Source organism: Acinetobacter sp. TAC-1, from assembly GCF_029025845.1.
Lineage (GTDB): Bacteria > Pseudomonadota > Gammaproteobacteria > Pseudomonadales > Moraxellaceae > Acinetobacter > Acinetobacter guillouiae.
Window position 1 is genome coordinate 4,385,660 of sequence record NZ_CP118892.1, and the last position, 26,058, is coordinate 4,411,717.

Below are 26,058 nucleotides of genomic sequence, written 5' to 3' on the forward strand. Positions count from 1 at the left end.
CAAGTAAGGTTTGATTACAATTCTCATTCAAATACGATATTCGACTTATGTTTTCTTTTAGTCTACATTCCATCAACAAATAAGTTTTAAACACCACCGAAGCCCATGCTAAATAAGAAACCACGTATTCCTGCTGCTGTTGCCATTCCTGAAAATCTAGGCTTTTTACAGGGATTCCGTGACTATTTAATTGCGCAAACGGTCAGTCCGCATACAAGAAACGCCTATTTATCGGACTTAATTCAATGTAGTGAATGTGTAAATTCTTACCTTCCGAATTGGACACATGAAGACATCTCCGATGTGCTTATTCAACTCACCAAACAAGGTAAAAGCCCTCGGTCAATTGCCCGTTCACTTTCTGCTTTACGTTCGTTTTTTAAGTTTTTACGTGAACAAAAGATTCGTTTAGATAATCCTGTCGCGACCCATAAAACCCCAAAACTCGGACGAGCACTGCCTAAAGATTTATCGGAGCAAGACGTTGAAGCACTGATCCAAGCACCAGACGTCACAACAGCGTTAGGTATGCGTGATCGCGCCATGTTTGAAGTGCTTTATGCTTGTGGTTTACGTGTTTCAGAGCTTTTAAATTTAAGATTAGATTTGATCAATTTAAAACAAGGCTATTTAAGAATCACAGGTAAAGGCAATAAAGAACGTTTGGTGCCTTTGGGGGGCATGGCATGTGAATGGGTAGAAAAATATTTAACAGAATCTCGCCCACAACTGTATAAATCCGCTACCGATTATCTATTTCTAACCCAACATGGTGGCATCATGAGTCGTCAAAACTTTTGGTATGCCATCAAGCGTTATGCCTTACAAGCTGGGATTCAAGCTGAGCTATCACCACATACCTTACGTCATGCTTTTGCAACGCATCTTTTAAATCATGGCGCTGACTTACGGGTGGTGCAAATGCTTTTGGGGCATAGTGATTTATCGACCACACAAATTTATACCCATGTCGCACAAATCCGTATGCAGCAACTGCATGAAAAATATCATCCACGTGCTTGATGGCTGAGCATGACGTGTATATCGGCAATTTACATCCCTTAATCAAGTTTTAAAGTACACTATTAAAAATTTTGTTATGCTAATTCCCTCAAATCATGCTGAAGAAACATAAAGAGTTATTTATGCAATTGAATCGTTCAAAATTGATGTTGGCTTGTCTTATTGCAAGCACGATGGCAGTGAGTGCTTGTTCAAAGAATCCAGACTCAAAAAAAGATGACACTTTAACTGCGACAGCACCTGCAACAGGTGAGGCATCGAATTTAACTGAGCGTGATGCAAAACAACGTCTAATCCAAACATTACAAGCCAATTTCAAAAAAGCTGGTGTTAAAGCCAAAATTTTAGATGCGAAACCGACTGAAATGCCCAATCTTTATTGGATCAGTATGGAAGGCATGAGCTCAGTCTATGCAACATCTGATGGTAAATTCCTGATCCAAGGCGATGTAATCCGTTTAGGTGGCGATAAACTCAGTAGCATTGGTGACAAAATACAAGCTGCAGAAAACAAGAAATATCTTGCTGAGTTAAATATTAAGGACCTGTTGGTTTACCCTGCGCAAGGTAAGGTTAAACATGTGATCTATGTATTTACTGATGCAAGCTGTCCTTATTGCCATAAACTTCATGAACATATCAGTGAAATCACGGCTAAAGGTATTGAAATACGTTATATCGCATGGCCACGTGGTGAACAATTTATACCGACGATGGAAAGTATCTGGTGTAGTGCAGACCGTAGTGCTGCATTTAATCAAGCCATTGCCGGTACTACACTTCCACCAGCAAGCTGTAAAAATCCTGTTCGCGACCTATATGCTTTAGGTCTAAAAATGGGTGTAAATGGTACCCCTGCAATCTACAATGCAGAGGGTGAATATCTGGGCGGTTATATGACTGCTGATGAAATTGAAAGCCGTTTAAATAAATAATTTTTATCAGTAAATTTACTATTATTTATAGCTCAATATAAAGATGCGTCAGACTCTAGAGTCTGGCGCATTTTTTAGCTATGATCTAAGCTTAATATAATTTATATACATAATTGGAGTGTGACGTGAAACCAGTTCGTCTGGCAATACTCGGTCTTGGAACCGTAGGCGGTGGTGCCCTTAAACTACTACAAGAAAACGCTGCTGAAATTAGACGTCGCACCGGCCGAGAAATTGAAATTACCCACGTAGGTACGCGTCGTCCACGTCCAGATCTAAATTTACCAGCAAGCATTAAACAGAGCGCCGACCTGCTAGATATCGTCCGCCAGCCTGATGTTGATGTTGTCGTTGAAGTCATGGGCGGTATCCACCCTGCTTATGAAGTCATGATGGAAGCCATTAAACATGGCAAGCAAGTGGTAACGGCAAACAAAGCTTTACTGGCAGAACATGGAAATGAGCTGTTTAAAGCAGCTGATGATCACCACGTACAAGTTGCCTTTGAAGCAGCGGTTGCCGGTGGTATCCCAATTATCAAAGTCATTCGTGAAGGCTTAGCAGCCAATAAAATTGAATGGCTGGCAGGCATCATCAATGGTACAGGCAATTTCATTCTGACTGAAATGAGTGAAAAAGGTCGTGCCTTTGCGGACGTACTCAAAGAAGCGCAAGAACTTGGTTATGCCGAAGCAGATCCAACGTTTGATGTTGAAGGCATTGATGCTGCACATAAGCTGACTATTCTTGCATCATGTGCCTTTGGTATTCCTTTACAGTTCGATAAAGTTTATACCGAAGGTATTACCAAGATTACTGCACAAGATGTGAAATACGCTGAAGAGCTTGGCTATAAGATCAAACACTTGGGTATTGCACGTCGTTCTAGCAAAGGCATCGAACTTCGCGTACACCCAACCCTGATTCCTGAAGAAGAACTTCTTGCCAATGTAAATGGCGTGAAGAATGCTGTTCTGGTTCAAGCCAATGCAGTTGGTCCTACATTGTATTATGGCGCAGGTGCAGGCGCAGGCCCTACTGCTTCTGCGGTTGTGGCAGATGTGGTTGATATTGTCCGTGATATCATTTACACAGAAGATGGTTCAGGTACTATTCCTCAGCTTGCCTTTGAAGCTCTTTCTGACTTGCATATCTTGTCGAGTGATGAGATGACTACAGGTTATTATTTGCGTCTAAATGCTGAAGACCAAACTGGCGTACTTGCAGATGTAACAACAATTTTAAGTCGCACGGGGATCAGTATTGATGCCATCATGCAGCAACCTCGCTTAAAAGATCTGATTCCTATCGTGATTTTGACTGATCCGATCGTCGAATCGAAAATGAATGAAGCGATTGCACAAATTCAAGCCTTACCTGCTATCCATGGCGAAATCGTACGAATTCGTTTAGAATTGCTCGATAACTAATCGGGTTTTAAACTCCTCTAAATTTGCAGCAATACCCTGCAAAGCGCCATTCAATGAATGGCTCAGCCTCTCCGAGTAGAGGCTTAGAGGTTAAAAGAATATCTTATTTGCTCTACACACAATTGGAACACCATCATGTCTAATGCCAATCGCTATACAGGACTTGTTGATCGCTATCGTGACCGCTTACCAGTATCGAAAACTACACGTGCTATTTCTTTAAATGAAGGTAATACGCCTCTCATTAAATTAGACAATATTCCCGGTATTATTGGTAAGAATGTTGAAATTTATGTGAAGTATGAAGGTTTAAACCCGACAGGTTCGTTTAAAGACCGTGGTATGACCATGGCAGTGACCAAAGCGGTAGAAGAAGGCTCTAAGGCGATTATCTGTGCATCTACAGGCAATACCTCTGCTGCTGCTGCTGCATATGCTGCTCGTGCGGGTATCAAAGCATTTGTGTTAATCCCAGAGGGCAAAATTGCCATGGGTAAAATGGCACAAGCGATGATGTACGGCGCGATCACTATGCAAATTCGTGGCAACTTCGATGACGGCATGCGTTTGGTTAAAGAAGTTGCAGACCAAGCACCGGTAACGATTGTTAACTCAATCAACCCATACCGCTTACAGGGTCAAAAGACCATTGCTTATGAAATCGTAGAAGCGTTAGGTCGTGCGCCTGACTACCACTGCTTACCTGTCGGTAATGCGGGTAATATCACTGCGCATTGGATGGGTTATACCGAAGCAGTTGCGAATCAACCTGTTGAAGCATTTGAACAAGTGGTTTATGACCCTGCAACAGATAAGTTTACAGGTCCAAACCCTGAAGGTCGTCCGATCATGGTCGGTTATCAAGCTTCTGGTGCTGCACCGTTCTTACGTGGTGGTCCTGTTGAAAACCCAGAAACAGTTGCAACAGCAATTCGTATTGGTAATCCTCAAAGCTTTAATCATGCTAAAGCGGTCGTTCGTGACTCAAATGGCTGGTTTGATGAATTGACTGATGCTGAAATTTTAGAAGCGCAACGTCTGCTTTCTATGTATGAAGGTGTATTTGTTGAACCTGCTTCTGCGGCATCTATCGGTGGTGCAATTCGTGATATCAAAGCAGGTAAAATTGCTGAAGGTTCTGTGATTGTATGTACTGTGACAGGTAATGGTCTAAAAGATCCTGATACTGCAATTAAACAATGTGAAGATGCAGTGATGCTGTCTATTGATGCAACAATGAATCAAGTGAAAGACTCTATTCTTTCAAATATGTAATAACGCATTCATTTATAAAAAACCAGTTGTGCGCAACTGGTTTTTTATATGCTCAAGCTCAACATTATTCTTCTTCATATTGGTCATAGCTATACTGTCTTGCCAAGTCCTTTTCTATACGTTGAATATCTTCAAGACTAATTTCCTTGATTTCAAATAAAGGCTGCTTGAGTAAAGGATTTACTGCATATAAAGCCTCATGTTTCGAATAAGCTATGCTTAACTTTTGCTCAGCCTCGTCATAGCTTAGACCTGATTCAGTTGCAATCAATGCTTCCAACAATCCTGGTTGCTCTGAAAGTTCTGATAAGGTTCCATTGAGATGAATAGAACAATAGTCATATTCAGCAAAAATTTTCCCCACACTCTTTCTAAGCACTTCTGAGTTTTCTGAATAAACCAAACCAGCAAAACCCTCATCATGCTCTTCAAACCATTGTTGCTTTTTCATCGACCATAAACCATAAAATTTCACTTCTTGATCAAACTGTATCAACTGAAATTTTTGCATCTCGGCAAGCTGAACAAATTCAAATGTATCCTCATCATTTAAGCTTGCAGGTAATACATCCATAGATAATTCATCATCATCCAGAATATGTTCACCACAACGCGCAAAGACAAAATCATCCAGTTGTTTTAATTGCGCCTCATCCGCTTCAAAAAGCGATTCAACTTCATATAGAGCAAAATCACGCGCACTCTCAATTTCAAGTTGCTTATAGGTTGCTTCTGCCTGTTGTTTATTGTCAAAAATATTGGCAATACGATTTCCCGCAATATAAAAAACCTCATCGTTATAGCCAAAGTATTTTGCACGTATCACATAAGTCGCCATACGAATCCCCTAATTTTTTGTTGATTGCATTGTCTGTTTTCGTTGATATAGACCTTGAGCACTGAAAGGTATTGCCATTCCATTATCCATCCACAATTCAAAATGCATGGCATTAAAAAAATCTGCTGGGCTATACACAATATTTTCCAATGGAGGTAATTCCCCAATACGCGGCAAAATATCGTAAATAAACCAACTGTTGTGGGTGATTAACAAAGAATGCAATTTGCCTGTTAAAGCCAGAGGTGACAACATCAGCTGTGAAAGCGCTTTATCCTGTAAATAATATTGATGTAACTGCTCGAGTTGCTGTTCAAAGTTTTTAGGTAAATGTTTAGCATCTATCGCATTAACAAAATCATTTAAGGTTGGAATAAAACGCTGTTGGTAGTCCACCAAGAGATGATCACGCTCACACAAGTCTTTAATATCAATTGACTTGCCTGCACTATTTTGAAGGCTATGCCCAAACACAGGAATCACCACCGAATTTACGCCCCATAATGTATGTAAAATTCGATGACGGGCATCACTGCATAAACTTTTGGTGCTATCAATAAATCCATGTATTTGATAATAGTCTTCTGCTTCACCGCCCCAACGTTTGGCAGAAATCCGTGCATGTTGCATTGCATTCATTATCTGAGGTCATCATTTCTTGTTGTTGCTCAACAGTAACCCATTTTAAAAAATAAGCGAATACAATTTATTGATGATGGTTTATTGATCTGCTTAATTTAAGCATAAAAAAAGCCCTTCATATTGAAGAGCTTTTTGTCATTTGGCTCGTTAAGTACCGTGAAAAACCAATTAGATACGTTTCGGTAAATTACTCACCCAATTTAATAAATTGGTTGCATCATTGGTACGTGCCTGAGAAGAACTTGCACCTAATAACACCACTACAGCTGGACGACTATTTACAGTGGTATGCATAACCACGCAACGCCCTGCTTCATTGATATAACCCGTTTTAGAAATATTAATATTCCAGCCACCATTACGTACTAAGGCATTGGTATTGTTTGATTTCAACACGCGATAACCTAAATTAAAGTCATAGTGTGCTGTTGTTGAAAATTGACGGATCAAGCCATATTGCGATGCAGCACTGACTAAAATCCCCAAATCTCGAGCAGAAGAAACATTACGTGGATCTAAACCAGTAGATTCAACATAATGGGTTGAGTTCATGCCCAATTGACGTGCTTTTGAATTCATTGCAGCAAAAAACGCTTGGCGACCACCTGGGTAAGTACGGGCTAAAGCCGCTGCAGCTGGATTTTCAGATTTCATCAATGCCACAAGTAACATTTCAGCACGATTCATGGTATCGCCAACTTTTAAAGTTGAACTTGAATTCTTACCACCAGCACCCGCAAAATCGATTTGTTGCAAAGTGATGTCTTCAGACATATTTAAACGGGCATCTGCGGTAATCACCGCTGTCATCAACTTGGTAATTGATGCGATAGGCAACGCCATATTGGTATTTTTACTAAACAGGACTTCACCTGTTTTTGCATCCATCACCAACGCAGCACGTGCATTTACCGATGGTTGGCTGTTATAGGTATTGGTGTCATAAATCTGTACAGACTTATTGGTCAATGTTGTCGGTGCAGCATTTGACGCACGAATTGTTGTGGTTAAGGTGGTTGAGCCTTTTGGAGAAATATCCTCGCCATCATCATCCAGAGAGTCACCATTGAGTAACTGGCTGGCATCTGAAGAAGACCAATTTACAGTTGCTTGTCCGCTCCCCCCCGATGAGTTCATAATGATTTCAGCAAAACCGGTAGAACTCAAACTGAGTAGTACTGACAAACTCAGCACATGCATTAACGTTTTTTTTGGTTTTTTCACGATAACTTACTCACCTCAAGGAGGTATTCACAAACTTGCTAATTACCTCAAATATGACTTACATTTACACTCAAACGTGACTATATTAAAACAAATATTTCAATCACGCCGTATTATGCGTAAATATTGAATGGATATTAGGAATAGGATTGCCAATTTTGTTATGTCTTTGCAAGTCTTTTTTGCTTTATGTAACAAAAATGTCGATATTGAGAAATTTAAGGAGGTGTAAGTGATTACTGTTTTAGTGGTAGATGACCATGAATTAGTAAGAACCGGCATCTGCAGAATGTTAGAAGATCAGACCGATATTCAAGTCATTGGACAAGCAGAATCTGGTGAAGAAGCAATTACGATTGTAAGGCAACAACATCCCAATGTGGTTTTATTGGATGTCAACATGCCTGGAATTGGTGGTGTAGAAACTACCCGTCGTTTGTTACAAACCGCACCTGATACCAAAGTACTCGCTGTGAGTGGTTTGGCTGAAGAACCCTATCCATCGCTATTATTGAAAGCTGGAGCTCGTGGTTACATTACCAAGGGCGCGCCAATCACTGAAATGGTTCGTGCAATCAAAAAAGTCATGCAAGGTGGTAAGTATTTTAGTGCCGATATTGCCGAACAACTTGCAAGCTCTTATTTATCCGATACACAAACCTCACCTTTTGACGCGCTGTCAGAACGTGAAATGCAAGTTGCCATGATGGTGGTAAATTGTGTCAGTGCACAAGAAATTTCTGACAAACTCTTTGTCAGTGTAAAAACAGTCAATACTTATCGTTATCGTATCTTTGAAAAATTAGGACTTGATAGTGATGTAAAACTCACTCACCTTGCGATACGTTATGGTCTAATTAAGCCATAAATTGATTAAAACAATAATTTATCTTGAGTACGATTTATGTCGCCTACGGTAACGGTTCCCATTTATCAAACAATTTACCGTCTAGGCACACTGTATTCAGGGTATAGATTGGTTATTGCCTTTTGCTTAGTCATTATTTTTCTGATTACCCTTGAACATCAACCCGTACATTACCAATATCCCAGCTTATATTTTTATTCTCTAACCGCATTTACGCTGATCGCAGCATTACAAATGATGCTGCTCAAGTTCTACCCGCATGGGGTTGGACGACAATTTATTGGTTTTTTTATTGTTGATATTCCCTTTCTAAGTACCTTGGTATTTGCCCTCAATGGGCCAAATTTAGCCATCAGTATTTTGTTCGTGATTGCCGTTTTTACCGCGAATTTTCTGCTGAGTAAAAATAAAGCGCTATTCGTAACACTGGTTTCTGTGATTGCGATTATTTACCAACAGTTTTTAGGCAGCTTCTTCGATTTTTCAAATTTAAATAATATTAGTAACAGTGCCTTATTGGCTTTTTTATTTTTTATGGTCTATGGCATTGGGCAGATTGCAATTAATCGCTTCCAAGTTTTAGAGTCGTTAAATACCTATCAATCTCTTGAATTATTTAAGTTACAGAACATTAACCGCTATATTTTAGAACAGATTGAAGTCGGTTATTTGGTGCTCGATGAAAAGTGCAAAATTATCGTCAGTAACCCTGCTGCCTGTTTACTTTTGGGTATTTCACCACTTTACGCGCATGAGCAATATCATTTATCCAGCTTTCAACCGGACTTATATGAAATCTTAAAAGATGCCATGTTACGTGATGGAGAACGCTTCCAATTTGAATCGCATCAGTCCTCGTATACGGTCGACATTCGCGTACAAAAATTGATTGTTCCGCATCAAGCACTCACGCTTTTGGTCCTCGAAGATGCACAAAAAATTAATCAAAAGGTACAACAGCTCAAACTTGCTGCACTTGGTCAATTGTCCGCCAGTATTGCCCATGAAATTCGCAATCCACTTGCTGCCATTGCGCAGGCCAATGATCTCTTTATCAGCAGTGATCCAGAACAACAAACCATTTTAAATCAAATGATTACCAAACAGACCATCCGTATCAATAATATTATTAAAGATACCTTAGATATGGCAAAAAATAAAAAGATCCATACCTCGAAAATTAATTTTCAAGAATTTGTTGATGACTTATTACGCCATGATTTAGGGGATGCTCAGGAAAAAATCAAATTAGAAATTCAAGTTGATGTTTGGATCTATTTTGATGATTCTCATCTTCGACAAGTTTTAATCAATTTAGTCCGTAATGCATTACGTCATAATGATCAAAATGCTGAACAGATTTTAGTGCAAACGTTTAAAAATGAATCACACGTATATATCGATGTGATTGATTATGGGAAAGGCGTCACAAAACAAGATCTTTCGCAATTATTTCAGCCATTTTTTAGTACCGAAATCAATGGAACTGGTTTAGGATTGTACCTATCGCAGACGATATGCGAAGCGAATCAAGCGAAACTAATTTACGTAGAGCAAAAACAACAAGGGGCGTGCTTCCGTATCGAATGCCCACTCATGGATTAGATTAGGTTTTTGGGGATATGACTACACGACAACCATTGGTTTTACTTGTAGATGATGAACAAGATTTATGTATGTTAATGCAAATGAGCCTTTCTCGAATGGGCATCAAAACGCATATGGCACACCATTTACAACAAGCCAAATATTTTTTTAGTGAATATAAATATGATGCCTGTATTACCGATTTAAACCTCCCTGATGGTAGTGGTTTAGATTTGGTTAAACATGTATCGCAGCATTATCCTAAAACGCCTATTGCAGTCTTAACTGCATATGGAAATATGGAAATTGCGATTGCCTCGCTGAAAGCAGGCGCTTTTGATTTTGTCAGCAAACCGATTAACCAATTACATCTGCAACAACTTTTACAAAAAGCTTTGCATGTACCACAGTTAAGAGAAACGATCAGCGATGCGCCGCTTGAGGAATCAATGCTCATCGGTGATTCACAGGTGATTCGTAAGTTAAGAGAATCGATTAAAAAAATTGCCCGGTCACAAGCACCCGTATTTATCACGGGTGAATCAGGAACAGGCAAAGAGGTTGTTGCCAACCTCATCCATCTACTCAGCAACCGCAGTGATAGCCCTTTTGTTGCGATTAATTGTGGTGCAATTTCTGAAGAGCTGATGGAGAGTGAGCTATTTGGGCATAAAAAAGGCTGCTTTTCAGGTGCAACTCAAGACAAACAGGGCCTTATTCAAGCTGCCAATGGTGGTACCCTGTTTTTAGATGAAATTGCAGAGCTGTCATTGGCGATGCAAGCCAAACTGTTACGGGCATTGCAAGAAAAGAAAATTCGTCCTCTAGGCAGTGATAGCGAAATCGAAGTTGATTTTCGTATTATCAGTGCAACACATCAAGACATTGAAGCATTCGTTGAACAAGGCAAATTCCGCCATGATCTGTTCTTTAGAATTCATGTGATGGATATTGTCCTGCCGCCATTGCGCGAACGTGATTGTGATATTCTAATTTTAGCCAATCATTTTCTTCAGCAAATTTGTACAGAGTGGCGTATTTCAACCAAGTCTTTCACTGAACAAGCCAAAGCTTTTCTTTTGCAACAACATTACTCAGGCAATGTTCGTGAATTACGCAATATCATTGAAAAAGCCATTACCATGAGTGATGAAGACTATATTGATATTCAACAGCTACAACCAGCTCCACATCGTGGTGTCCACAAAGTCGAACAGCATGATCTGATGCAAAGTAAAGCCTTGCCTATCATCATGCCGAATAAAGCACAAAACATTCCAGAAGAAGGTTTGGAGCAATATTTGGAAAAAGTTGAAAAAGAAGTGTTGTTATCTGCATTAAATCAAACCCATTGGAATCGCACTTTAGCTGCGAAGAAATTGGGCATGACCTTTCGTTCTTTACGTTACCGTTTGAAAAAGTTTGGTTTAGATACCGATGATGATGAATAAAAGCAGCCTCCATTCTTCATCATAATATCAACTCAAGCGTTTTTGTTTTTTTGTATGGTTTTATAGTAGCGACATAGATGTCGTCATTGAGTAAGGGGGTAGAACGCCCCCTTATCCAACACAACGTGATTTAACTGCCGAATGTCAGATATAGCAGCATAAAACGGCTACAGTGTTATAAATTCACTTCTCAGCATTCAACTTTATCTATCACGATGTTTTAATAGTTGATCTGCAACATTATTTAAATAAGTTTCTTCTTTTTGATCTAAAGCCCATGGATATTCCAAATTAGGGCGAATACCCTGCCCATCAATCATATTGCCATTAGGCGTATAATAATGCGAAACCGTCATTTGTAATGCAGCGCCATTTGGCAATGGAAATAACTTCTGTACAACGCCTTTGCCATAGCTTTTTTCACCAATGACCCAAGCACGTTGATGCTCTTTCATTGCAGCTGTAAAGACTTCTGCGGCAGATGCTGAACGACCATTAATCAAAATACCTAATTTGGTATTGGACGACTCATCACCGGGTAAGGCTTGGAATTGTTGATTGCCTTCTGAACGACTTTTGGTAGAAACAATCGTTCCCTGAGTTAAAAACAGATCAGCCGTTTCAACAGCAGCGGAGAGTAAACCACCGGGGTTATTGCGCAGGTCGAATAGCACGGCTTTTACTTTTTGAGTGCTGTATTCTTCGATTAAACGTTTAATTTCATTGGCCGTATCTTGTTGAAAAACTTTGACTTTAAGAACTAAAACCTGATTGTGCAACATAATCGGCTCTATATCTGCCACTTCTAATTTGCGATTTCTGACCACCGTGATGGCTGGGCTTTTTTCATTCAGTTGCAACTGAAAAGTTGAACCAATTGAGCCATGTAATAAATCTTCGACTTGTTGGGCATTTAAATTTTTAAGTTCTTGATTTTCAATTTTAAAAATAGTGAAGCCATTTTTTAAACCGAGTTTAAATGAGTCTGAATTATCGCGTAAATTCTTCACTTTCCATTGATGAATATGATTATCAAAAGCCAATTCAAAGTCAGCAGTCGCAAGGTCACTTTCCGTATATTGCATTAACTGTTTATATTCTTCAGGACTCAAATAACGTGAATAGCGATCTAAACCACCCACCAGCCCTTTGATTGCCTGTAGAAACAGAACATCATCCGGTTTTTCCTGAACATAATTATCTTTGACGATGCCGTAGATTTGCACAAACTGCTCAATCGATTCAATGGGCACTTCGGCAATACTTTCTTCGACATCACCATCAAAATCAAGTGCGGCAGCATTTTCTGCTGCCCAAACTGAATGGCTTCCACAAGCCAACAATCCTGTTAATACAGCAATATATTTCCAAGCTTGAGCCATTCACACACCTAGTTTTTAATAGAGATAATTTTATGCTTTTAATGTAATTAGATTACGGCCTTGCATTTCTGTCGGTACAGGGAGATGCATTAAACTTAAAATAGTCGGTGCAACATCTGCTAAAACGCCACCTTCAGCAATCGTCGCTGAGCTTGGTCCAACATAAATGAAAGGTACAAGTTCAGTGGTATGCTGAGTATGGACTTGACCACTCACATAATCTTGCATTTGCTCGACATTACCATGATCAGCGGTAATCAGCATGTGACCATGCTTTGCCATTACAGCTTCATATAAACGACCAAGACTCGTATCAACCGCTTCAACTGCTTTCACAGCTGCATCAAACACGCCAGTATGACCCACCATATCGCCATTGGCATAGTTCACCACCAAAAGGTCAAACTCGCCTGAATTGATCGCATCAACCAGCTTGTCAGTGACTTCTGGTGCGCTCATTTCTGGTTGTAGATCATAAGTCGCCACTTTCGGTGATGGGATTAGAATTCGTTTTTCACCTGGATATTCATCTTCACGGCCACCGCTAAAAAAGAAAGTCACATGGGCATATTTTTCTGTTTCTGCAATACGTAACTGCGTTTTGCCTAAAGAAGATAAGTATTCACCAATTGAATTTTTTAAACCTTCTGGCATATACGCCACTGGTGCATCGATCGTCGCTTGATAACGCGTTAACATCACAAATTTGGATAGATGTGGTACCACTTTACGCTCAAAACCAGCAAAGTCTTGCTCTACAAAGGCTTTGGTAATTTCACGTGCACGATCAGCACGGAAATTCATAAATACCACACTGTCACCATCTTGAATTTTTGCGATTTCACCAATACGGGTTGCTTTAACAAATTCATCATTTTCATTGGCTGAATAAGCTTGCTCTAAACCTTCAACTGCTGAATCAACAACACGTAAAGCTTCTCCTTCAGTCATCAGGCGGTAAGCTTGTTCCACACGATCCCAACGATTATCACGATCCATAGCAAAGTAACGTCCAATCATGGTGGCAATACGCCCTTGATTTGGATATTGTGCAAATACAGCATCGAGTTTTTCTAAAGAAGGTTTTGCACTCCGTGGTGGCGTATCACGACCATCTAAGAACGCATGTAAATAGACTTTTGCCCCACGTTTCAAGGCAAGCTCACACATCGCAATAATATGATCTTGATGAGAGTGGACACCACCCTCTGACAACAGCCCCATGATGTGTAATGCACCATTTGCCGCTTTGGCTTTTTCTACTGCATCAATCAGAACTTCATGCTCGAAAAAATCGCCGGTACGAATGTCTTTGGTGATACGGGTAAAATCTTGATACAGCACACGACCTGCGCCCAAGTTCATATGACCCACTTCTGAGTTACCCATTTGCCCATCTGGCAAACCCACATCTTCACCTGAACCTGAAATTAAACTATGCGGATGCTTTTCTTGCATCATGGTTAGATTTGGCGTTTTTGCTGCTAAAAACGCATTATCTTCGACCGCTTCACGATGACCCACACCATCCATAATCACTAGAACGTGAGGGATTTTGCCAGCAGTTGCATCCGTCATGATTTATACTCTTTACTGTTTACAAATTAATCGTTACATCTTACCGTTTTTTTACGGCAGACTCTATGCTAAGACCATGGCAAAAACGGGTTGCCATCATCTAAATTTCTAATCTAGTTAAAATTCAACCGATCTAAGCAATTGATTCATCAAATTATCTTGCTCTGTACAACAAATAACTGCCGATACCAAACATCAATACAATTGGCAAAAATACAAACCAAGCCGGCGATGGTGCATAGACCAAACTCGCATAGCCCAAGAAGTCTTGTATGTAATAGAAGCCCAAACCAACAAATAATGCGATGACTAAACGAAAACCCATCGATTGTTGACGCAAAGGTCCAAAAATAAATGAACAGGCAATCAACACCAATGCAAGTAACGCAAATGGTGAACCAATATTTTTCCAGAAAGCCAAAAGATATGTCTTCGGTATTTGGCTATATTCATGCATATATTGCATAAAACTTAACAACTGCGTAGGGGCTAAGTCCTCAGGATTGATGGTCACCATATGCACATATTTCGGTTGCAATGCGAGAGCTAAATCCTGTTGGTTTTTATTGACAACTTGAGCTTGACCATTGTCCAATAAATTGACTTGGGCACTGTTTTTTAAATTCCATTGACCCTCTTTGAAAAACTGCCCTTCTTCCGAATTTAGCAATGATTTCATTCGATAATTTTCGTCAAAATCGACAACTTGAACTTGTTTTAGCGTGCCTTGCGAGTTGGCATAATCAATATAAATAAAGCGTTGCCCTTCACGTGTCCAATAGCCTTTAACTTCCCCAAGCGCCGCGACACTGCGATGGCTTTTAATACTTTTCGCCTGTTCATTGGTATAGGGAATTACGAATTGGGTCAATAAAAATGAAAGCACCACCAAAAGCATCGCTGAACGCATCACCCAACCAACAATACGCCAGAGGCTAATACCCGCTGCTCGCATCACAATCAGTTCACTGTTGGAAGCCATTGAACCTAAACCCAATACAGCCCCGATCAAGGCTGCAATTGGAAGAATCTCATACAAATAACGAGGTGCGCCCCATAAAACATATTGCAACGCATTCCAAGCCGTATAGCCTTGTTTAAGATCACTTAACTCACCCAAATAGGTGAACAAGATCTGCAAACTGGCAAGGACTGCGGTCGCACCTAACATGGCGAGCAAGGTGGTTTTCGTCACATGTTTTGCGACAATTCTACGTGCTAACATTATGATTTTACTCGCTGTATTTGCTTCTTAATCTTAGGTGCTAATTTCTGCTTTCTTGAAAATAGAGCGGCAGCAACAGCATAGAATAATAACACTGCAGGATATGCCCAAACACCCACCTCATCTTTACTGATACGGGTTCGTATTGCCATGAGTGCCACAATTAAGCTGGCAAAAATCAATAATGCTGGGAAAAGTTTGAGATAGCGACCTTGTCTTGGGCTGACTTCACACAATGCAGTTGCCAGCATTAAGGCAACAATAATGGAAAACGGAACAAATAAGCGCCATCCCAACTCACTTGCCACAACAGGGTCATTTCTATTTTCAAGCAATTTGCCAAAAGATAGCCCCTCAACTTCATCACTTTCAAACTTGGCTTCTTTATTATTTTCTAAACGTAAACGATAAGATTGGAATTCAGTTTGGCTATATTTGGGTGTTCCTGGGTAAATTTCATAACGGCGACCTTCGACTAAATCGACCACACTGGCGGTTTCATTGGCAATTTCAATCCGTGTCGCTTCCTTTGCCAAAATCATGACATCAGGTTTGCCTTCTTTTTCAGCACGTTGATAAAAGAAAATATCTTTTAGATTTTTACGATCTTCAGATAAAGAGCCTGCATAAATCGTATAAGCCCCCGAAGAAATAAACTCACGTGGCCGAACTAAATCAAAGCCTGTTCGTACCGCTTGTGTAGAGATCAGTTGCTCATATTGACGGATCCCCCATGGAGACATCCAAATCATTAAGACACTTTGTACACACAAGTAAATAACAGTCAGTGGAATCAATAATCTGGCGACTTGAATACGGCTAATACCACTCCCGTTCAGTACCGCCATTTCATGATCGACATATAAACGACCAAAAACCAGCATCAACCCAATAAAGAAACCCAAAGGAAGAATTAAAGTCAAAAACTCAGGTAAACGAAAACCGATAATACTCAACAGAATACTCGGATCTACACGCCCCATAGCAGCTTGACCAAATCGTTTAATCAATTGCCCACCCATCATAATGACTGTCAATAATGTGACAACCACAAGAGAGGTCGAAACGACTTGTTTGACAAGGTAACGTCGAATAATCAAATTAATCTTCCAAATAAGGGTAATATCGTGATGTAGCGCTAGTTTACCCGAAGTTAAAATTATAAAACTAGATTGAAATTCTACCATTTGAAGTGGTTCAATGGTTTAATGATTTGAAATGTACAAAAGGCACAAAGACAACACATGAAACTTACGATCAATACGTCATTTTCAGCGTCTACATCTAGCCAGTCGTTATTTATTCTGGTGGATTCTGAAAACGCTAAACAAGCTCAAGAAACATATAAAATCAATGACTTGAACAGCATAATTGAAGACACTCAATTCAAAGCAAGTTTAAACGAAACTCTACCACTTATCGGAAAGCTAACTCAAGTTACGCAATGTACTTTAGTGGGCATAGATAAAGCCTCTGAAATTAAAGCTGCGAAATTAGCAAAAATCGCACAAACCATTATCAAAGCTTCACAAAAAAAATTCCAAAAAATCAGCATCGATATTTCGGCTTTACCGACTGAGTTACATTATCTATTTGCATTAAATTTGACGCAAGCTGCATATGCTTATGATGAATTCAAATCGAAGAAGAATGAGTTTACTTTAGAAAATATTGAATTTATTGCAACGCAATCAAGTCTGACTGCAGAACAGATCACGCTTATTGAAGCTGTTCAAAAAGGTCAAAACTTTGCCCGTGACTTAGGTAACTGCCCTCCTAATATTTGCTTCCCTGAATATTTAGCAGAACAAGCACGTGCTTTAGCAGCTGAATTCCCTGAGCTTTTACAAGTAACGGTACTTGAAGAACAACAACTTGCTGATCTAGGCATGCATGCTTTCCTTGCGGTAAGCAAAGGTTCTGATCGTCCAGGACGAGTGATTACCCTTGAATATAAAGCCAATCCTGATCAAGCACCAATCGTACTTGTGGGTAAAGGTGTGACTTTTGATACAGGTGGTATTTCATTAAAACCAGGCTTAGGCATGGATGAAATGAAATTTGATATGTGTGGTTCAGCATCTGTGCTGGGTACGATTCGTGCACTTTGTGAAGCGAAACTCCCGATTCATGTAGTTGGCGCAATTGCTGCTGCTGAAAACATGCCTTCTGGCCATGCAACTCGCCCAGGTGATATTGTAACCACCATGAGTGGTCAAACGGTTGAAATCCTGAATACCGATGCCGAAGGCCGTTTAGTCCTTTGTGATACCTTAACGTATATTAAACGCTTTAATCCTGCATTGGTGATTGATATTGCAACATTGACTGGGGCTTGTGTGGTTGCTTTAGGTTCAGTGGTTTCAGGTTTATTTACACCAGATGATGAACTTGCAGAAGAAATTACAGCAGCAGGACACACTGCATTTGACCGTGTATGGCGTATGCCCGTATATGACGATTATCAAGAACAACTTGATTCGCCATTTGCCGATATTGCCAATATTGGCGGGCCAAAAGCTGGTGCAGTTACAGCAGCCTGTTTCTTACAACGCTTTACTCGTGACTATCGTTGGGCACACTTAGACATTGCAGGTACAGCGTGGAATTCTGGTGCAAATAAAGGTGCAACAGGCCGTCCAGTACCATTGTTGATGCAATTAATCGCCAACCGTGTACAAAAGAATGGCTAAAATTAGCTTTTATTTGTTTGAAAAAAGCCCTGAGCGACAGGTGGAAAGTGCCTGTCGTTTATGTCGTAAAATTTTACGAAATGCAGCCAAAGTTTGGTTGCATTGCCCTGATGTAGACATGCAGCAACAACTGGATGAACGTTTATGGAGCTTTGATCCGACCAGTTTTATTGCGCATGGAATTGATCAAATTGATGCACCGATCTGTATTTCTTCAAGATTACCTGAGTCTTTAGACTGGATTGTGTTTAATTTTAACAATCAAGCACTTGAACAAGTGACACAATTTAGTCACATTATAGAAATTATTGAAAATGCTGAATCAGCAAAACAAATTGGTCGAGAGAAATATAAAGCCTATCGACGAATGGGTGTTTCGCCTCAAACATTTAAACTTTAATTCTTCATTCTCATTTTATATCAAGGAGATGCGTGGTGACATTAAATGTCGGTCAAGATTTTAAAAAGCGCTGGTTAGATACGCCTGAAGCAGTACGCCAAACTTTTGTAGATGACCTTAACCGCATCTGTGACCTTCTTAGCCCTAAAACAAATGTACAGGACTGGTTAAGTAACGACCAACGCCAAATGCAAGTGGCGCAACTCCAAGTTGAACATGCCTATGCTGAGCTAAAAGCCCAGCTGATTGAAGAAGCGCGAATCCGTAGACAATTGGCGCTTGAAAAATCTTTAGCGGAAAAACGAGCATTACAGCACGCCTATAATTTAACACTACAACAAGATGAAATTCAGCAGTTTGAACATCAACAAGTCACCTTACAAAATTTACGTCAACAAATTGATATTGAAATTTCAGAATATAGTGAAAAATACACTAAAAATCCTGATTATCCAGCAATAGATTATGCCAATGGGCAATTCCGCATCACAGATGCACAAATGACTTCAGAGTTGGAAAGTGTTCGTCTACGTCTTGAGTTAGAAGCAGAAACGCTCATCGAACAGAGCCTAAATGCTTTACGTAGCAAACTACAAACTGCGGCAAAAGAAGAGATTGAATATATTTTGGCAAATTCGAATTTTTCGGCAGAAAAAAAATAAAGTTTATTTATTTTAATCGGATATCCAAGTTTACTTGTCACGAAAATGCAATATTAATGTCACATGATAGTCATCTCGGATGGCTTTAGAGCTTATGAGTACAGGTTAAAAATATTTTAAGTGATCAACTCAGTGAGTTTTTATTTTCAAGATAAAAAGTTCCAATCACTTGCATCAGGATGAATAAAATGGATCTGCTTAACCACATTTCGAACCAAATTGCGCGACTACATTCAGGTGAAAAATGGACTGTTTCTATACAAGATTTACTGATTAGCCGTGTAGATTTTCAGTCACTTTCAGTATTTCTTTCTCGGGAATCTGAAAAAGGGACTTTTTCACTAGCTGATATGGACAAGCTAAAATCACGCTTTGAACATACTTCACTGACGATTATCAAAAACTAATTAAGCCTGATACTTTGTCTCCTTCTCAAAACAAGTTCGCAAATAAACCAAAGTATCATTTCAGCTTTGGTTTATCTTAAATGTAGTGTGGAAACACAGGATCTCAACAGATAATTTTTGAAATCAGCTTGGCTTCAACCCGTAAGGTCTCATTGTTGTTTTGATCAATTTCAACCAAATATTTTCCATTGGAATAAAAAATAGAATTGTCTTTTAAAGCAAAACTCATCACGCCTTTTTTTAATACAATCATCTCACCAGAAGCTGTCATCTTGATCAACTCCCAAGAATTTGGAATCATCCCTGGATATTTTTCGCCCGCCTTCTGATTACGTTCTAAATTTTGCTGAGCCTTAATCAAATTACCTTCAACAAATAACTCTTCTTCTGACTTTTGTTGCGATTTGGCTGGATTATTTCCAGACGTTGTTTTTAACGATTCACCCGTATAGCGTTGAGTAAAGAAATCCAACCACCCCACAATCGCACGAATAATTTTAAAAGGAGCAAAAATAATATCTTTAAAGGTTGTTAACGGGGATTGGTGAGCGCCATCACGGGAATACGGGCGTTTAATAAAATACAAATTGCCCTGCTCATCCATTTTGGGTTTAAAGAAATCAAACTTTGGATTTGAAGCGATTGTTTGCAACTCGCCTGTTCCCATATCCAAATGAAAAATTTCTTTGGGACTATAGGCAATACGGTGTTCGCCATAGGCTAAACCACACGAATCATAATACAACTGCATGGTATCTCGCGGATCAAAACATGGATTTGAATCCTGACAATCCCCTTCGGTCAAATACTGTGTTCGATTGGCGTCTAAAGGCAGAATACAAATATGCCGTTCATAACCCTGGGTGTTAACGGATAGTGCTAAACGCTTTTTAGATTCATCATAAGCCATGTCCTGCACCACAAAATCATTCTTTCGTAATACTAAGCCTTCGGTTTCGTGTAAATCTGTCAATGATTTGATATTGATCGAAGTGCCTTCTTGCAAACAAGCGGTATAAATCATTTTATGATCAGCAGTGAGAGCAACATCTGTGGGGAAAATATGGTTTAAATCCACCTCATCATTTTGTGACGATGCTCCCATGAACTGTGCGCCTGTACCTTTGGTTTTCCAATCTTTACGTTGTTGAATCTCAACTAAATTCTTTTTATATAAGTCAATGGCTTGGCAAGGAACCGTAATACTTTTATTCCCATCCAATAAATACAAATTTTGATTCGATAAATAGAGCAATGCTGCCATGTGTATTCCTTAATTTTACCTGCAATGGCGTGTTTCTCAATATTCCAGTTACAGTGTTTCTTGTAATTTGATTGATTTTCAATATAGCCCAAGATGATGCTTAACGATTTGTATCTGTTTTCATCAATCTTTCCATTGTACTGACTTTCAAGCACAAAAAAAGCCTTTCACGAGAGAAAGGCTTTGATCTGTATATTGCATTCAATTGCGCAGATTAAGGCTGTTTTAAATAAGGCCATGCCGCTTTTAAATAAATAAACATCGACCAGAGTGTCAAAATGACCGCGGTATATAACAAGGCATAAGCCAGTATTTCAAGCGGCTGCCAATTCAGTAAAAACACCGTGATCGCAATCATCTGAAAGGCTGTTTTATATTTACCCACCGTGGAGACTGCCACATTGGTACGTGCACCCAATTCAGCCATCCATTCACGTAGTGCTGAAACTGTAATTTCACGTGAAATAATCACAATTGCGGCAAATGCCATAGTGATTGATGGTTGCCACTGCACTAAAACAATCAATGCTGCTGCCACCATTAATTTATCTGCAACTGGATCTAAAAACCGCCCAAAAGCTGAGGTTTGATTTAATGTTCGTGCCAGATAACCATCAAACCAATCTGTGACTGCTGCAACAACAAAAATTGCAGTCAAGATAATATGACGCGTCATACCACCAGTATGTCCAGCCACTCCAATTGCAGGTGGCCAATAGGCAATAATTAAAAAAACAGGAATTAACGCGATTCGAGCAAGCGTCAAGATATTTGGAATATTCAGGATACGACCTGTAGTCATAGACACCGCCAGTGAGTCCCCTACTTACCCGAATGAAGGTAAATAATAATTTAGAGTAAAGCTCTATTTCGTTAGTACTTTAAACGATTCACATGAAACTGTCGACTAGGTAAATACTGTAACCGTCTGTCTTGCAATCGCAATGAGTCGATTTTGTTCATCCCAAAGATAGGCATGTTCTGTTGCATATCCATGCTCAGCAAAGTCTGTAATCACTTTATACTTGAACCAATCATTCAACTGATTTTGTAAAGGATGGATAAACGTTACTTGCCAAGTCAGTGTACTTGCTGGTGCTGGCAGTTTAAACATTGGCAATACACCCGGAGGCCAAACGTCCATTAAGGTCATGATGTCTGAGATATTCATTGTTCGATTGGCGTGCAACTCAGGGTCAAAACGACACCAACCCGAGAAATCAGGTTGCTTACTGCCTGACATTGGATAATCCCCTTCAATCCAAGCCAGTTGGAAATTTTTTACACATTCAGGAAAAGGTAAATATTTAGGGACAATATTAATCTGATCAAGTGGCGGAAAATCAGGGGCTTGAGGCTCTAAAGACACTTGAATTTTAGAATCGCGTTGGCTACCAAAACTCGCAATTAAAATACTTTGCACAGCTTCATTTTGCCACAGTCTGACTTCAATCGTCGTGACAGACTTGCCCTGTCTCAGGATTTCAGCAGTCAATTTCACTGGTGTTTCTTCAACAGGCCCAACAAAAGTGACACTACAACTTAACAACTTTTTAACTGGATCGTGAATGGTTGCAATTGCTTTATAAACCAACATACCTGCAACGAGACCGCCAAAGATGGTCCGCCCCTGCAACCACCCTTGAGGAATATCAATCCACTCTTCTTGTTCAATCTGCTGAAATAGCGCTTCTAATGACATGATCTGTCCAATTTTTCGATCTTTGTTGTACTGTTTCATATTTAACAGGAGATGAAAATGATCTGTGACTCATGCGTCAATGGTTGTTTTGGCAAATGCGATTAGGATCAATAGCGATCATTCATATTCCAAACCAGCTGGCTCACGTCTACAACGACAAGAATCAGGTTTTAACACATTGTATTAAATGGATATTGAGCCTCCTATTATTTATATTTCAGCGTTTCTTGTAACAGTACGATGCGCAGAATAAAGTAGATCTGAATCGAGGCTGATTGTTTAGAATCAGAGAATATCAGCACATATCACATAGAAGATAAGCGCTAATTGAACACTTTTCACCCTTCACTTGATCAGATAATGGATTGAAGGCAATATGTATAACGTACTTATCTTTAAGAAATTTCCAAATAGGAAATAAGAAACGTACGCTTAAAATAACAAATACAACCCAATGATAACTTCAAAAATATTGATCTAGGGTGTTCTTTAGCTTCATCAATTTTGGATTTTATGATGAATATACACAATCTTTGGCGAAACACGCTTAAACACTATTGTCGAAGTTGGATCGGGATTTGCTTTGTTCCAATGCTCCTCGCCTGCCAACAGACCAACACAGCAAAAACTATCAATACTGAAAGCATAGACTGGAACGCACTACACTTTACCTGTAGCAAAGAGCAAAACCCAGCATTCGATGACGCGTCTGATGCCTTGTTTCAACAAGCAAGAGCCTTAGAGAAAGCCAATAATCCAGCCAATGATGCCGAAATGGTTCGTCTCTATCAACAAGCTGCCAAACACGGTCACTATAAAGCAATGCTAAACCTTTCCATCCTCTACGCACGTGGAATCGGTGTAGCAGTTAATGAAGGAAAAGCTGTTGATCTGGTAGAAAAGGCAATGAAAATGCAATCTGCGCACGCCTACTACTCAATGGGTGTCTTTCTCCAGCAGGGTGTTGGTGTGAAAAAAGATAAGACGGCAGCACTTAGCTACTTTCGGAAAGCCGCAGATATGGGGAACAAGTATGGACAAGCAGCAACAGGTGAAAACATTATTCGTGCTTTTCAACTGCAACCGGAACCCGCTAGAAGTCGCGGCAAGGCTATTGGAAGGCAAGCACTAGAATGTGCACTTTCACAAGACTTGGCTGACGCAGCCTCCTCTCTTGGAATGGACTATCTAATCGCAGAAAAAGACATTCCTACTGCACTTGAATATTTCCAAAAAGCAGCATCTCTTGGCAGCAAAGACAGTTTATTTCGACTCTATTTTTCATTAGACAGGGGGGAACATGGAATCCCCAAAGATCCTAAACGCGCATCTTGCTATTACGAATTGCTAGAGCAACTTCGGGCCGATCCAAATAAACGTTTTCCTGATATTGATCAGATCTGTCCATTACCGCCGCTGTTGTTACCACACTGAAAACAACTACCGCATCATAGCTGCAAATAATCGATCAGCGCTGCTTGTATATATCAACATATAAGACCAAGACTGCATAAATATTTATTTAAAATCAATAAATTGAATTATACATACGACTTATGATCGAGAATAATAACAGTGTTATTCATGCAACACTTTATAAATCATTCGTGCCATAACATCGCCTAAACCGGGAACATTTTTTAAATCATGTTCAGAAGCTTTAAGTACCCCTTGAATCCCACCAAAATGGGTCAGTAAATCACGGCGACGTTTTGGACCCAAGCCCGGAATAGCCTCAAGTACCGAACCTCCACGACGCTTATCTCGCTTAGCGCGATGCTTGGTGATTGCAAAGCGATGTGCTTCATCACGAACTTGCTGAATCAAATGCAGAGCCTTATGGTCTTCAGGAAGCTGAATCTTCGTGCCATCGGTAAAATGTAGTGTTTCTAAACCGGGTTTACGCCCTTCACCTTTGGAGACACCCACCATAAATGCATCTAAACCAAGCTCTTGCATAACTTCCATCGCCATATGAAGTTGCCCTTTACCCCCATCAATCAGTAATAAATCGGGTAACATGGCTTTTTTATAACGGCGTGTTAAGGCTTGGCGCATTGCGGCATAATCATCACCGCCAGTAATATCTTCAATCGCAAATTGGCGATAATCGCGTTTACGTGCGCCACCTGCATCAAAAACCACACATGATGCAATGGTTGCTTCGCCCATAGTATGCGAAATATCAAAACATTCAATACGATCAACAGGTCGTCCACAGACTTGTTCCAGTTGATGAAAACGCTCATTTAATTCTAAATGATTGGCTAATTTTCCTTTGATCGCATGCTGAACATTCATCTCAGCCAACTCAAGCCATTCAGCACGAGTTTCACGAACATTGTGTTTAATCTGAATTTTCTTTTCAAACTGTTGATGTAAAGCCTCTTCCAGTTCCTTTCGGTCTGTCACATTTACATTGACAATCAGTTCAGCAGGAACTTCATCTGCGACCTGAAAATAAAAATTGGCGATAAAGTCAGATAACATTTGCCCCAAATCATCATCTAACATATCTGGAAAATAACTTTTTCCACCCAGCATTTTCCCATTACGCACATGCATGATCTGTACACAAGTCACACCTGCTTGATAGGCAATGGCAAGAATATCAGCTTCACCTTTGACTTTATAAATGGCTTGCTGTGCTTGGACATCACGCAGTAAGGCCATGCGGTCACGGTAAAATACTGCTTTCTCAAATTCTAGATTTTCTGCCGCCTGCTCCATTTTTTGAATCAATTCCTGATTCAGTTCTTTGGTATCGCCATTTAAAAAACGAATCGAGTTTTGTACGTCTTCATTATAAGCTTCGGCTGAAATTAGCCCCACACAAGGCGCAGTACAACGCTTGATCTGATATTGCAAACAAGGACGTTTACGCTGTGAAAAATAGCTATTTTCACATTGACGAACATTAAATAATTTTTGTAGAACTAAAAGCGTGTCTCTTGCATTATAAGCACTTGGATAAGGGCCAAAAAACTTACCCACTTGATGTTTGCCTTTGCCCCGTCCTGAAGCAATACGTGGATAAGGTTTATCTGCGGAGACAAAAATATAGACATAGGATTTATCATCACGCAACATAATGTTATACGGTGGGCGATGCAGTTTTATTAGATTCTGTTCGAGTAATAAAGCTTCTGTTTCAGAACGGACGACAAGGGTTTCAATATTATAAATACGTGCAACCAAAGCCTGTGTTTTCGGATGTTCAATGGTTTTGACAAAATAACTCAGTACGCGATTTTTTAGATTTTTGGCTTTTCCGACATATAATAATTCACCCTCTTTTCCCAGCATTTTATACACACCAGGTAAAGTCGTCATATTGGCTAGAATCTTTTCGATATTTTCACGTGCGTTTTCGTTCACAGTAGACTTTTAACTTTGGACTATAAATGGATGATGTAGTTAGATCATCCATTTTTCAAGTCTACTTGAGTGAATTACTTGCGCTTTCTATTGG

Annotated in this window: 23 protein-coding genes; 12 read left to right on the forward strand and 11 right to left on the reverse strand. The window is 39.8% G+C overall.

Annotated elements, in window-relative coordinates; all coding sequences use genetic code 11:
- Nucleotides 1-105: 105 nt before the first annotated feature.
- The 4 genes from xerD (at nt 106) to thrC (ending at nt 4,663) form a co-directional block, all read left to right on the forward strand.
- The gene (gene xerD / locus PYV58_RS20535) at nt 106-1,023 is read left to right on the forward strand and encodes a site-specific tyrosine recombinase XerD (protein WP_034613571.1); all 918 of its coding nucleotides are present in this window, start codon (nt 106-108) and stop codon (nt 1,021-1,023) included.
- Nucleotides 1,024-1,145: 122 nt separating this feature from the next.
- Entirely contained in the window at nt 1,146-1,958 is an 813-nt protein-coding gene (locus PYV58_RS20540) for a thioredoxin fold domain-containing protein (RefSeq protein ID WP_034613569.1), read from the forward strand.
- 125 nt (nt 1,959-2,083) lie between these two features.
- Complete coding sequence (locus PYV58_RS20545; RefSeq protein ID WP_004718385.1) at nt 2,084-3,388, forward strand: homoserine dehydrogenase; 1,305 nt, start codon at nt 2,084-2,086, stop codon at nt 3,386-3,388.
- A 135-nt stretch (nt 3,389-3,523) separates the two neighbouring features.
- Nucleotides 3,524-4,663 (forward strand): threonine synthase, encoded by a 1,140-nt coding sequence (gene thrC / locus PYV58_RS20550; RefSeq protein ID WP_004818568.1) that lies wholly within the window; start codon nt 3,524-3,526, stop codon nt 4,661-4,663.
- Between the two features lie 64 nt (nt 4,664-4,727).
- On the opposite strand, the gene PYV58_RS20555 is transcribed toward thrC, so the two are convergent.
- The 3 genes from PYV58_RS20555 to pbpG all read right to left on the reverse strand — a co-directional run bounded on the left by PYV58_RS20555 (nt 4,728) and on the right by pbpG (nt 7,367).
- Nucleotides 4,728-5,501 carry a hypothetical protein gene (locus PYV58_RS20555; protein WP_034613565.1) on the reverse strand — a complete coding sequence of 258 codons (774 nt, stop codon included), beginning with the start codon at nt 5,499-5,501 and terminating at the stop codon, nt 4,728-4,730.
- A 9-nt stretch (nt 5,502-5,510) separates the two neighbouring features.
- Nucleotides 5,511-6,140, reverse strand: a complete 630-nt coding sequence (locus tag PYV58_RS20560; RefSeq protein WP_034613562.1) for a hypothetical protein — start codon at nt 6,138-6,140, stop codon at nt 5,511-5,513.
- 171 nt (nt 6,141-6,311) lie between these two features.
- Nucleotides 6,312-7,367, reverse strand: a complete 1,056-nt coding sequence (gene pbpG, locus PYV58_RS20565; protein WP_004718389.1) for a D-alanyl-D-alanine endopeptidase PBP7/8 — start codon at nt 7,365-7,367, stop codon at nt 6,312-6,314.
- A 232-nt stretch (nt 7,368-7,599) separates the two neighbouring features.
- Here pbpG and PYV58_RS20570 point away from each other — a divergent pair, with 232 nt between their 5' ends.
- The 3 genes from PYV58_RS20570 to PYV58_RS20580 are packed head-to-tail and all read left to right on the forward strand — an operon-like array spanning nt 7,600 to nt 11,273.
- Nucleotides 7,600-8,235, forward strand: a complete 636-nt coding sequence (locus PYV58_RS20570) for a response regulator (protein WP_004718392.1) — start codon at nt 7,600-7,602, stop codon at nt 8,233-8,235.
- A gap of 36 nt (nt 8,236-8,271) precedes the next feature.
- Nucleotides 8,272-9,840 carry an ATP-binding protein gene (locus PYV58_RS20575; protein ID WP_034613557.1) on the forward strand — a complete coding sequence of 523 codons (1,569 nt, stop codon included), beginning with the start codon at nt 8,272-8,274 and terminating at the stop codon, nt 9,838-9,840.
- 17 nt (nt 9,841-9,857) lie between these two features.
- Complete coding sequence (locus tag PYV58_RS20580; protein ID WP_004818559.1) at nt 9,858-11,273, forward strand: sigma-54 dependent transcriptional regulator; 1,416 nt, start codon at nt 9,858-9,860, stop codon at nt 11,271-11,273.
- 203 nt (nt 11,274-11,476) lie between these two features.
- Here the strand turns inward: PYV58_RS20580 and PYV58_RS20585 are convergent, their stop codons facing one another.
- The 4 genes from PYV58_RS20585 to lptF form a co-directional block, all read right to left on the reverse strand.
- Nucleotides 11,477-12,655 carry a S41 family peptidase gene (locus PYV58_RS20585; protein ID WP_034613554.1) on the reverse strand — a complete coding sequence of 393 codons (1,179 nt, stop codon included), beginning with the start codon at nt 12,653-12,655 and terminating at the stop codon, nt 11,477-11,479.
- A gap of 30 nt (nt 12,656-12,685) precedes the next feature.
- Nucleotides 12,686-14,233 (reverse strand): 2,3-bisphosphoglycerate-independent phosphoglycerate mutase, encoded by a 1,548-nt coding sequence (gene gpmI / locus PYV58_RS20590; protein WP_034613550.1) that lies wholly within the window; start codon nt 14,231-14,233, stop codon nt 12,686-12,688.
- Nucleotides 14,234-14,387: 154 nt separating this feature from the next.
- Nucleotides 14,388-15,458, reverse strand: a complete 1,071-nt coding sequence (lptG, locus tag PYV58_RS20595; protein ID WP_034613546.1) for an LPS export ABC transporter permease LptG — start codon at nt 15,456-15,458, stop codon at nt 14,388-14,390.
- Complete coding sequence (lptF, locus tag PYV58_RS20600; protein WP_034613617.1) at nt 15,458-16,558, reverse strand: LPS export ABC transporter permease LptF; 1,101 nt, start codon at nt 16,556-16,558, stop codon at nt 15,458-15,460. The genes lptG and lptF overlap by 1 nt, the downstream gene beginning before the upstream one ends.
- 144 nt (nt 16,559-16,702) lie before the next feature.
- Between lptF and PYV58_RS20605 the strand changes: the two genes are divergently transcribed.
- The 4 genes from PYV58_RS20605 to PYV58_RS20620 all read left to right on the forward strand — a co-directional run bounded on the left by PYV58_RS20605 (nt 16,703) and on the right by PYV58_RS20620 (nt 19,620).
- Nucleotides 16,703-18,151, forward strand: coding sequence for a leucyl aminopeptidase (locus PYV58_RS20605; RefSeq protein WP_034613544.1), 1,449 nt, complete (start codon nt 16,703-16,705; stop codon nt 18,149-18,151).
- Nucleotides 18,144-18,551, forward strand: coding sequence for a DNA polymerase III subunit chi (locus tag PYV58_RS20610; protein ID WP_004818553.1), 408 nt, complete (start codon nt 18,144-18,146; stop codon nt 18,549-18,551). Before PYV58_RS20605 ends, PYV58_RS20610 begins: the two co-directional genes overlap by 8 nt.
- A gap of 32 nt (nt 18,552-18,583) precedes the next feature.
- Nucleotides 18,584-19,213: a hypothetical protein gene (locus PYV58_RS20615; RefSeq protein ID WP_227504232.1), complete on the forward strand. Its 630-nt coding sequence runs from the start codon at nt 18,584-18,586 to the stop codon at nt 19,211-19,213.
- Nucleotides 19,214-19,401: 188 nt separating this feature from the next.
- A complete protein-coding gene (locus PYV58_RS20620; protein ID WP_034613536.1) occupies nt 19,402-19,620 on the forward strand; it encodes a hypothetical protein in 219 nt (72 codons plus the stop codon).
- Nucleotides 19,621-19,723: 103 nt separating this feature from the next.
- On the opposite strand, the gene PYV58_RS20625 is transcribed toward PYV58_RS20620, so the two are convergent.
- From PYV58_RS20625 to PYV58_RS20635, 3 genes are all read right to left on the reverse strand, one after another.
- Entirely contained in the window at nt 19,724-20,884 is a 1,161-nt protein-coding gene (locus tag PYV58_RS20625) for a hypothetical protein (RefSeq protein ID WP_034613533.1), read from the reverse strand.
- Between the two features lie 214 nt (nt 20,885-21,098).
- Complete coding sequence (gene pgsA / locus PYV58_RS20630; protein ID WP_004718416.1) at nt 21,099-21,686, reverse strand: CDP-diacylglycerol--glycerol-3-phosphate 3-phosphatidyltransferase; 588 nt, start codon at nt 21,684-21,686, stop codon at nt 21,099-21,101.
- A gap of 105 nt (nt 21,687-21,791) precedes the next feature.
- Nucleotides 21,792-22,586, reverse strand: a complete 795-nt coding sequence (locus PYV58_RS20635) for a thioesterase family protein (RefSeq protein ID WP_034613528.1) — start codon at nt 22,584-22,586, stop codon at nt 21,792-21,794.
- A 516-nt stretch (nt 22,587-23,102) separates the two neighbouring features.
- On the opposite strand from PYV58_RS20635, the gene PYV58_RS20640 reads away from it, so the two are divergent.
- Nucleotides 23,103-24,020 carry a tetratricopeptide repeat protein gene (locus tag PYV58_RS20640; protein ID WP_034613524.1) on the forward strand — a complete coding sequence of 306 codons (918 nt, stop codon included), beginning with the start codon at nt 23,103-23,105 and terminating at the stop codon, nt 24,018-24,020.
- 144 nt (nt 24,021-24,164) lie between these two features.
- On the opposite strand, the gene uvrC is transcribed toward PYV58_RS20640, so the two are convergent.
- Nucleotides 24,165-25,964: an excinuclease ABC subunit UvrC gene (uvrC, locus tag PYV58_RS20645; protein ID WP_034613521.1), complete on the reverse strand. Its 1,800-nt coding sequence runs from the start codon at nt 25,962-25,964 to the stop codon at nt 24,165-24,167.
- Between the last annotated feature and the right edge of the window lie 94 nt (nt 25,965-26,058).

Coding starts and splice junctions, on each gene's coding strand:
- xerD (WP_034613571.1), top strand. CDS start 106: ATGCTAAATAAGAAACCACGTATTCCTGCTGCTGTTGCCATTCCTGAA.
- PYV58_RS20540 (WP_034613569.1), top strand. CDS start 1,146: ATGCAATTGAATCGTTCAAAATTGATGTTGGCTTGTCTTATTGCAAGC.
- thrC (WP_004818568.1), top strand. CDS start 3,524: ATGTCTAATGCCAATCGCTATACAGGACTTGTTGATCGCTATCGTGAC.
- PYV58_RS20555 (WP_034613565.1), bottom strand. CDS start 5,501: ATGGCGACTTATGTGATACGTGCAAAATACTTTGGCTATAACGATGAG.
- PYV58_RS20560 (WP_034613562.1), bottom strand. CDS start 6,140: ATGAATGCAATGCAACATGCACGGATTTCTGCCAAACGTTGGGGCGGT.
- PYV58_RS20575 (WP_034613557.1), top strand. CDS start 8,272: ATGTCGCCTACGGTAACGGTTCCCATTTATCAAACAATTTACCGTCTA.
- PYV58_RS20580 (WP_004818559.1), top strand. CDS start 9,858: ATGACTACACGACAACCATTGGTTTTACTTGTAGATGATGAACAAGAT.
- PYV58_RS20585 (WP_034613554.1), bottom strand. CDS start 12,655: ATGGCTCAAGCTTGGAAATATATTGCTGTATTAACAGGATTGTTGGCT.
- gpmI (WP_034613550.1), bottom strand. CDS start 14,233: ATGACGGATGCAACTGCTGGCAAAATCCCTCACGTTCTAGTGATTATG.
- lptG (WP_034613546.1), bottom strand. CDS start 15,458: ATGTTAGCACGTAGAATTGTCGCAAAACATGTGACGAAAACCACCTTG.
- PYV58_RS20605 (WP_034613544.1), top strand. CDS start 16,703: ATGAAACTTACGATCAATACGTCATTTTCAGCGTCTACATCTAGCCAG.
- PYV58_RS20610 (WP_004818553.1), top strand. CDS start 18,144: ATGGCTAAAATTAGCTTTTATTTGTTTGAAAAAAGCCCTGAGCGACAG.
- PYV58_RS20620 (WP_034613536.1), top strand. CDS start 19,402: ATGGATCTGCTTAACCACATTTCGAACCAAATTGCGCGACTACATTCA.
- PYV58_RS20625 (WP_034613533.1), bottom strand. CDS start 20,884: ATGGCAGCATTGCTCTATTTATCGAATCAAAATTTGTATTTATTGGAT.
- pgsA (WP_004718416.1), bottom strand. CDS start 21,686: ATGACTACAGGTCGTATCCTGAATATTCCAAATATCTTGACGCTTGCT.
- PYV58_RS20635 (WP_034613528.1), bottom strand. CDS start 22,586: ATGTCATTAGAAGCGCTATTTCAGCAGATTGAACAAGAAGAGTGGATT.
- PYV58_RS20640 (WP_034613524.1), top strand. CDS start 23,103: ATGAATATACACAATCTTTGGCGAAACACGCTTAAACACTATTGTCGA.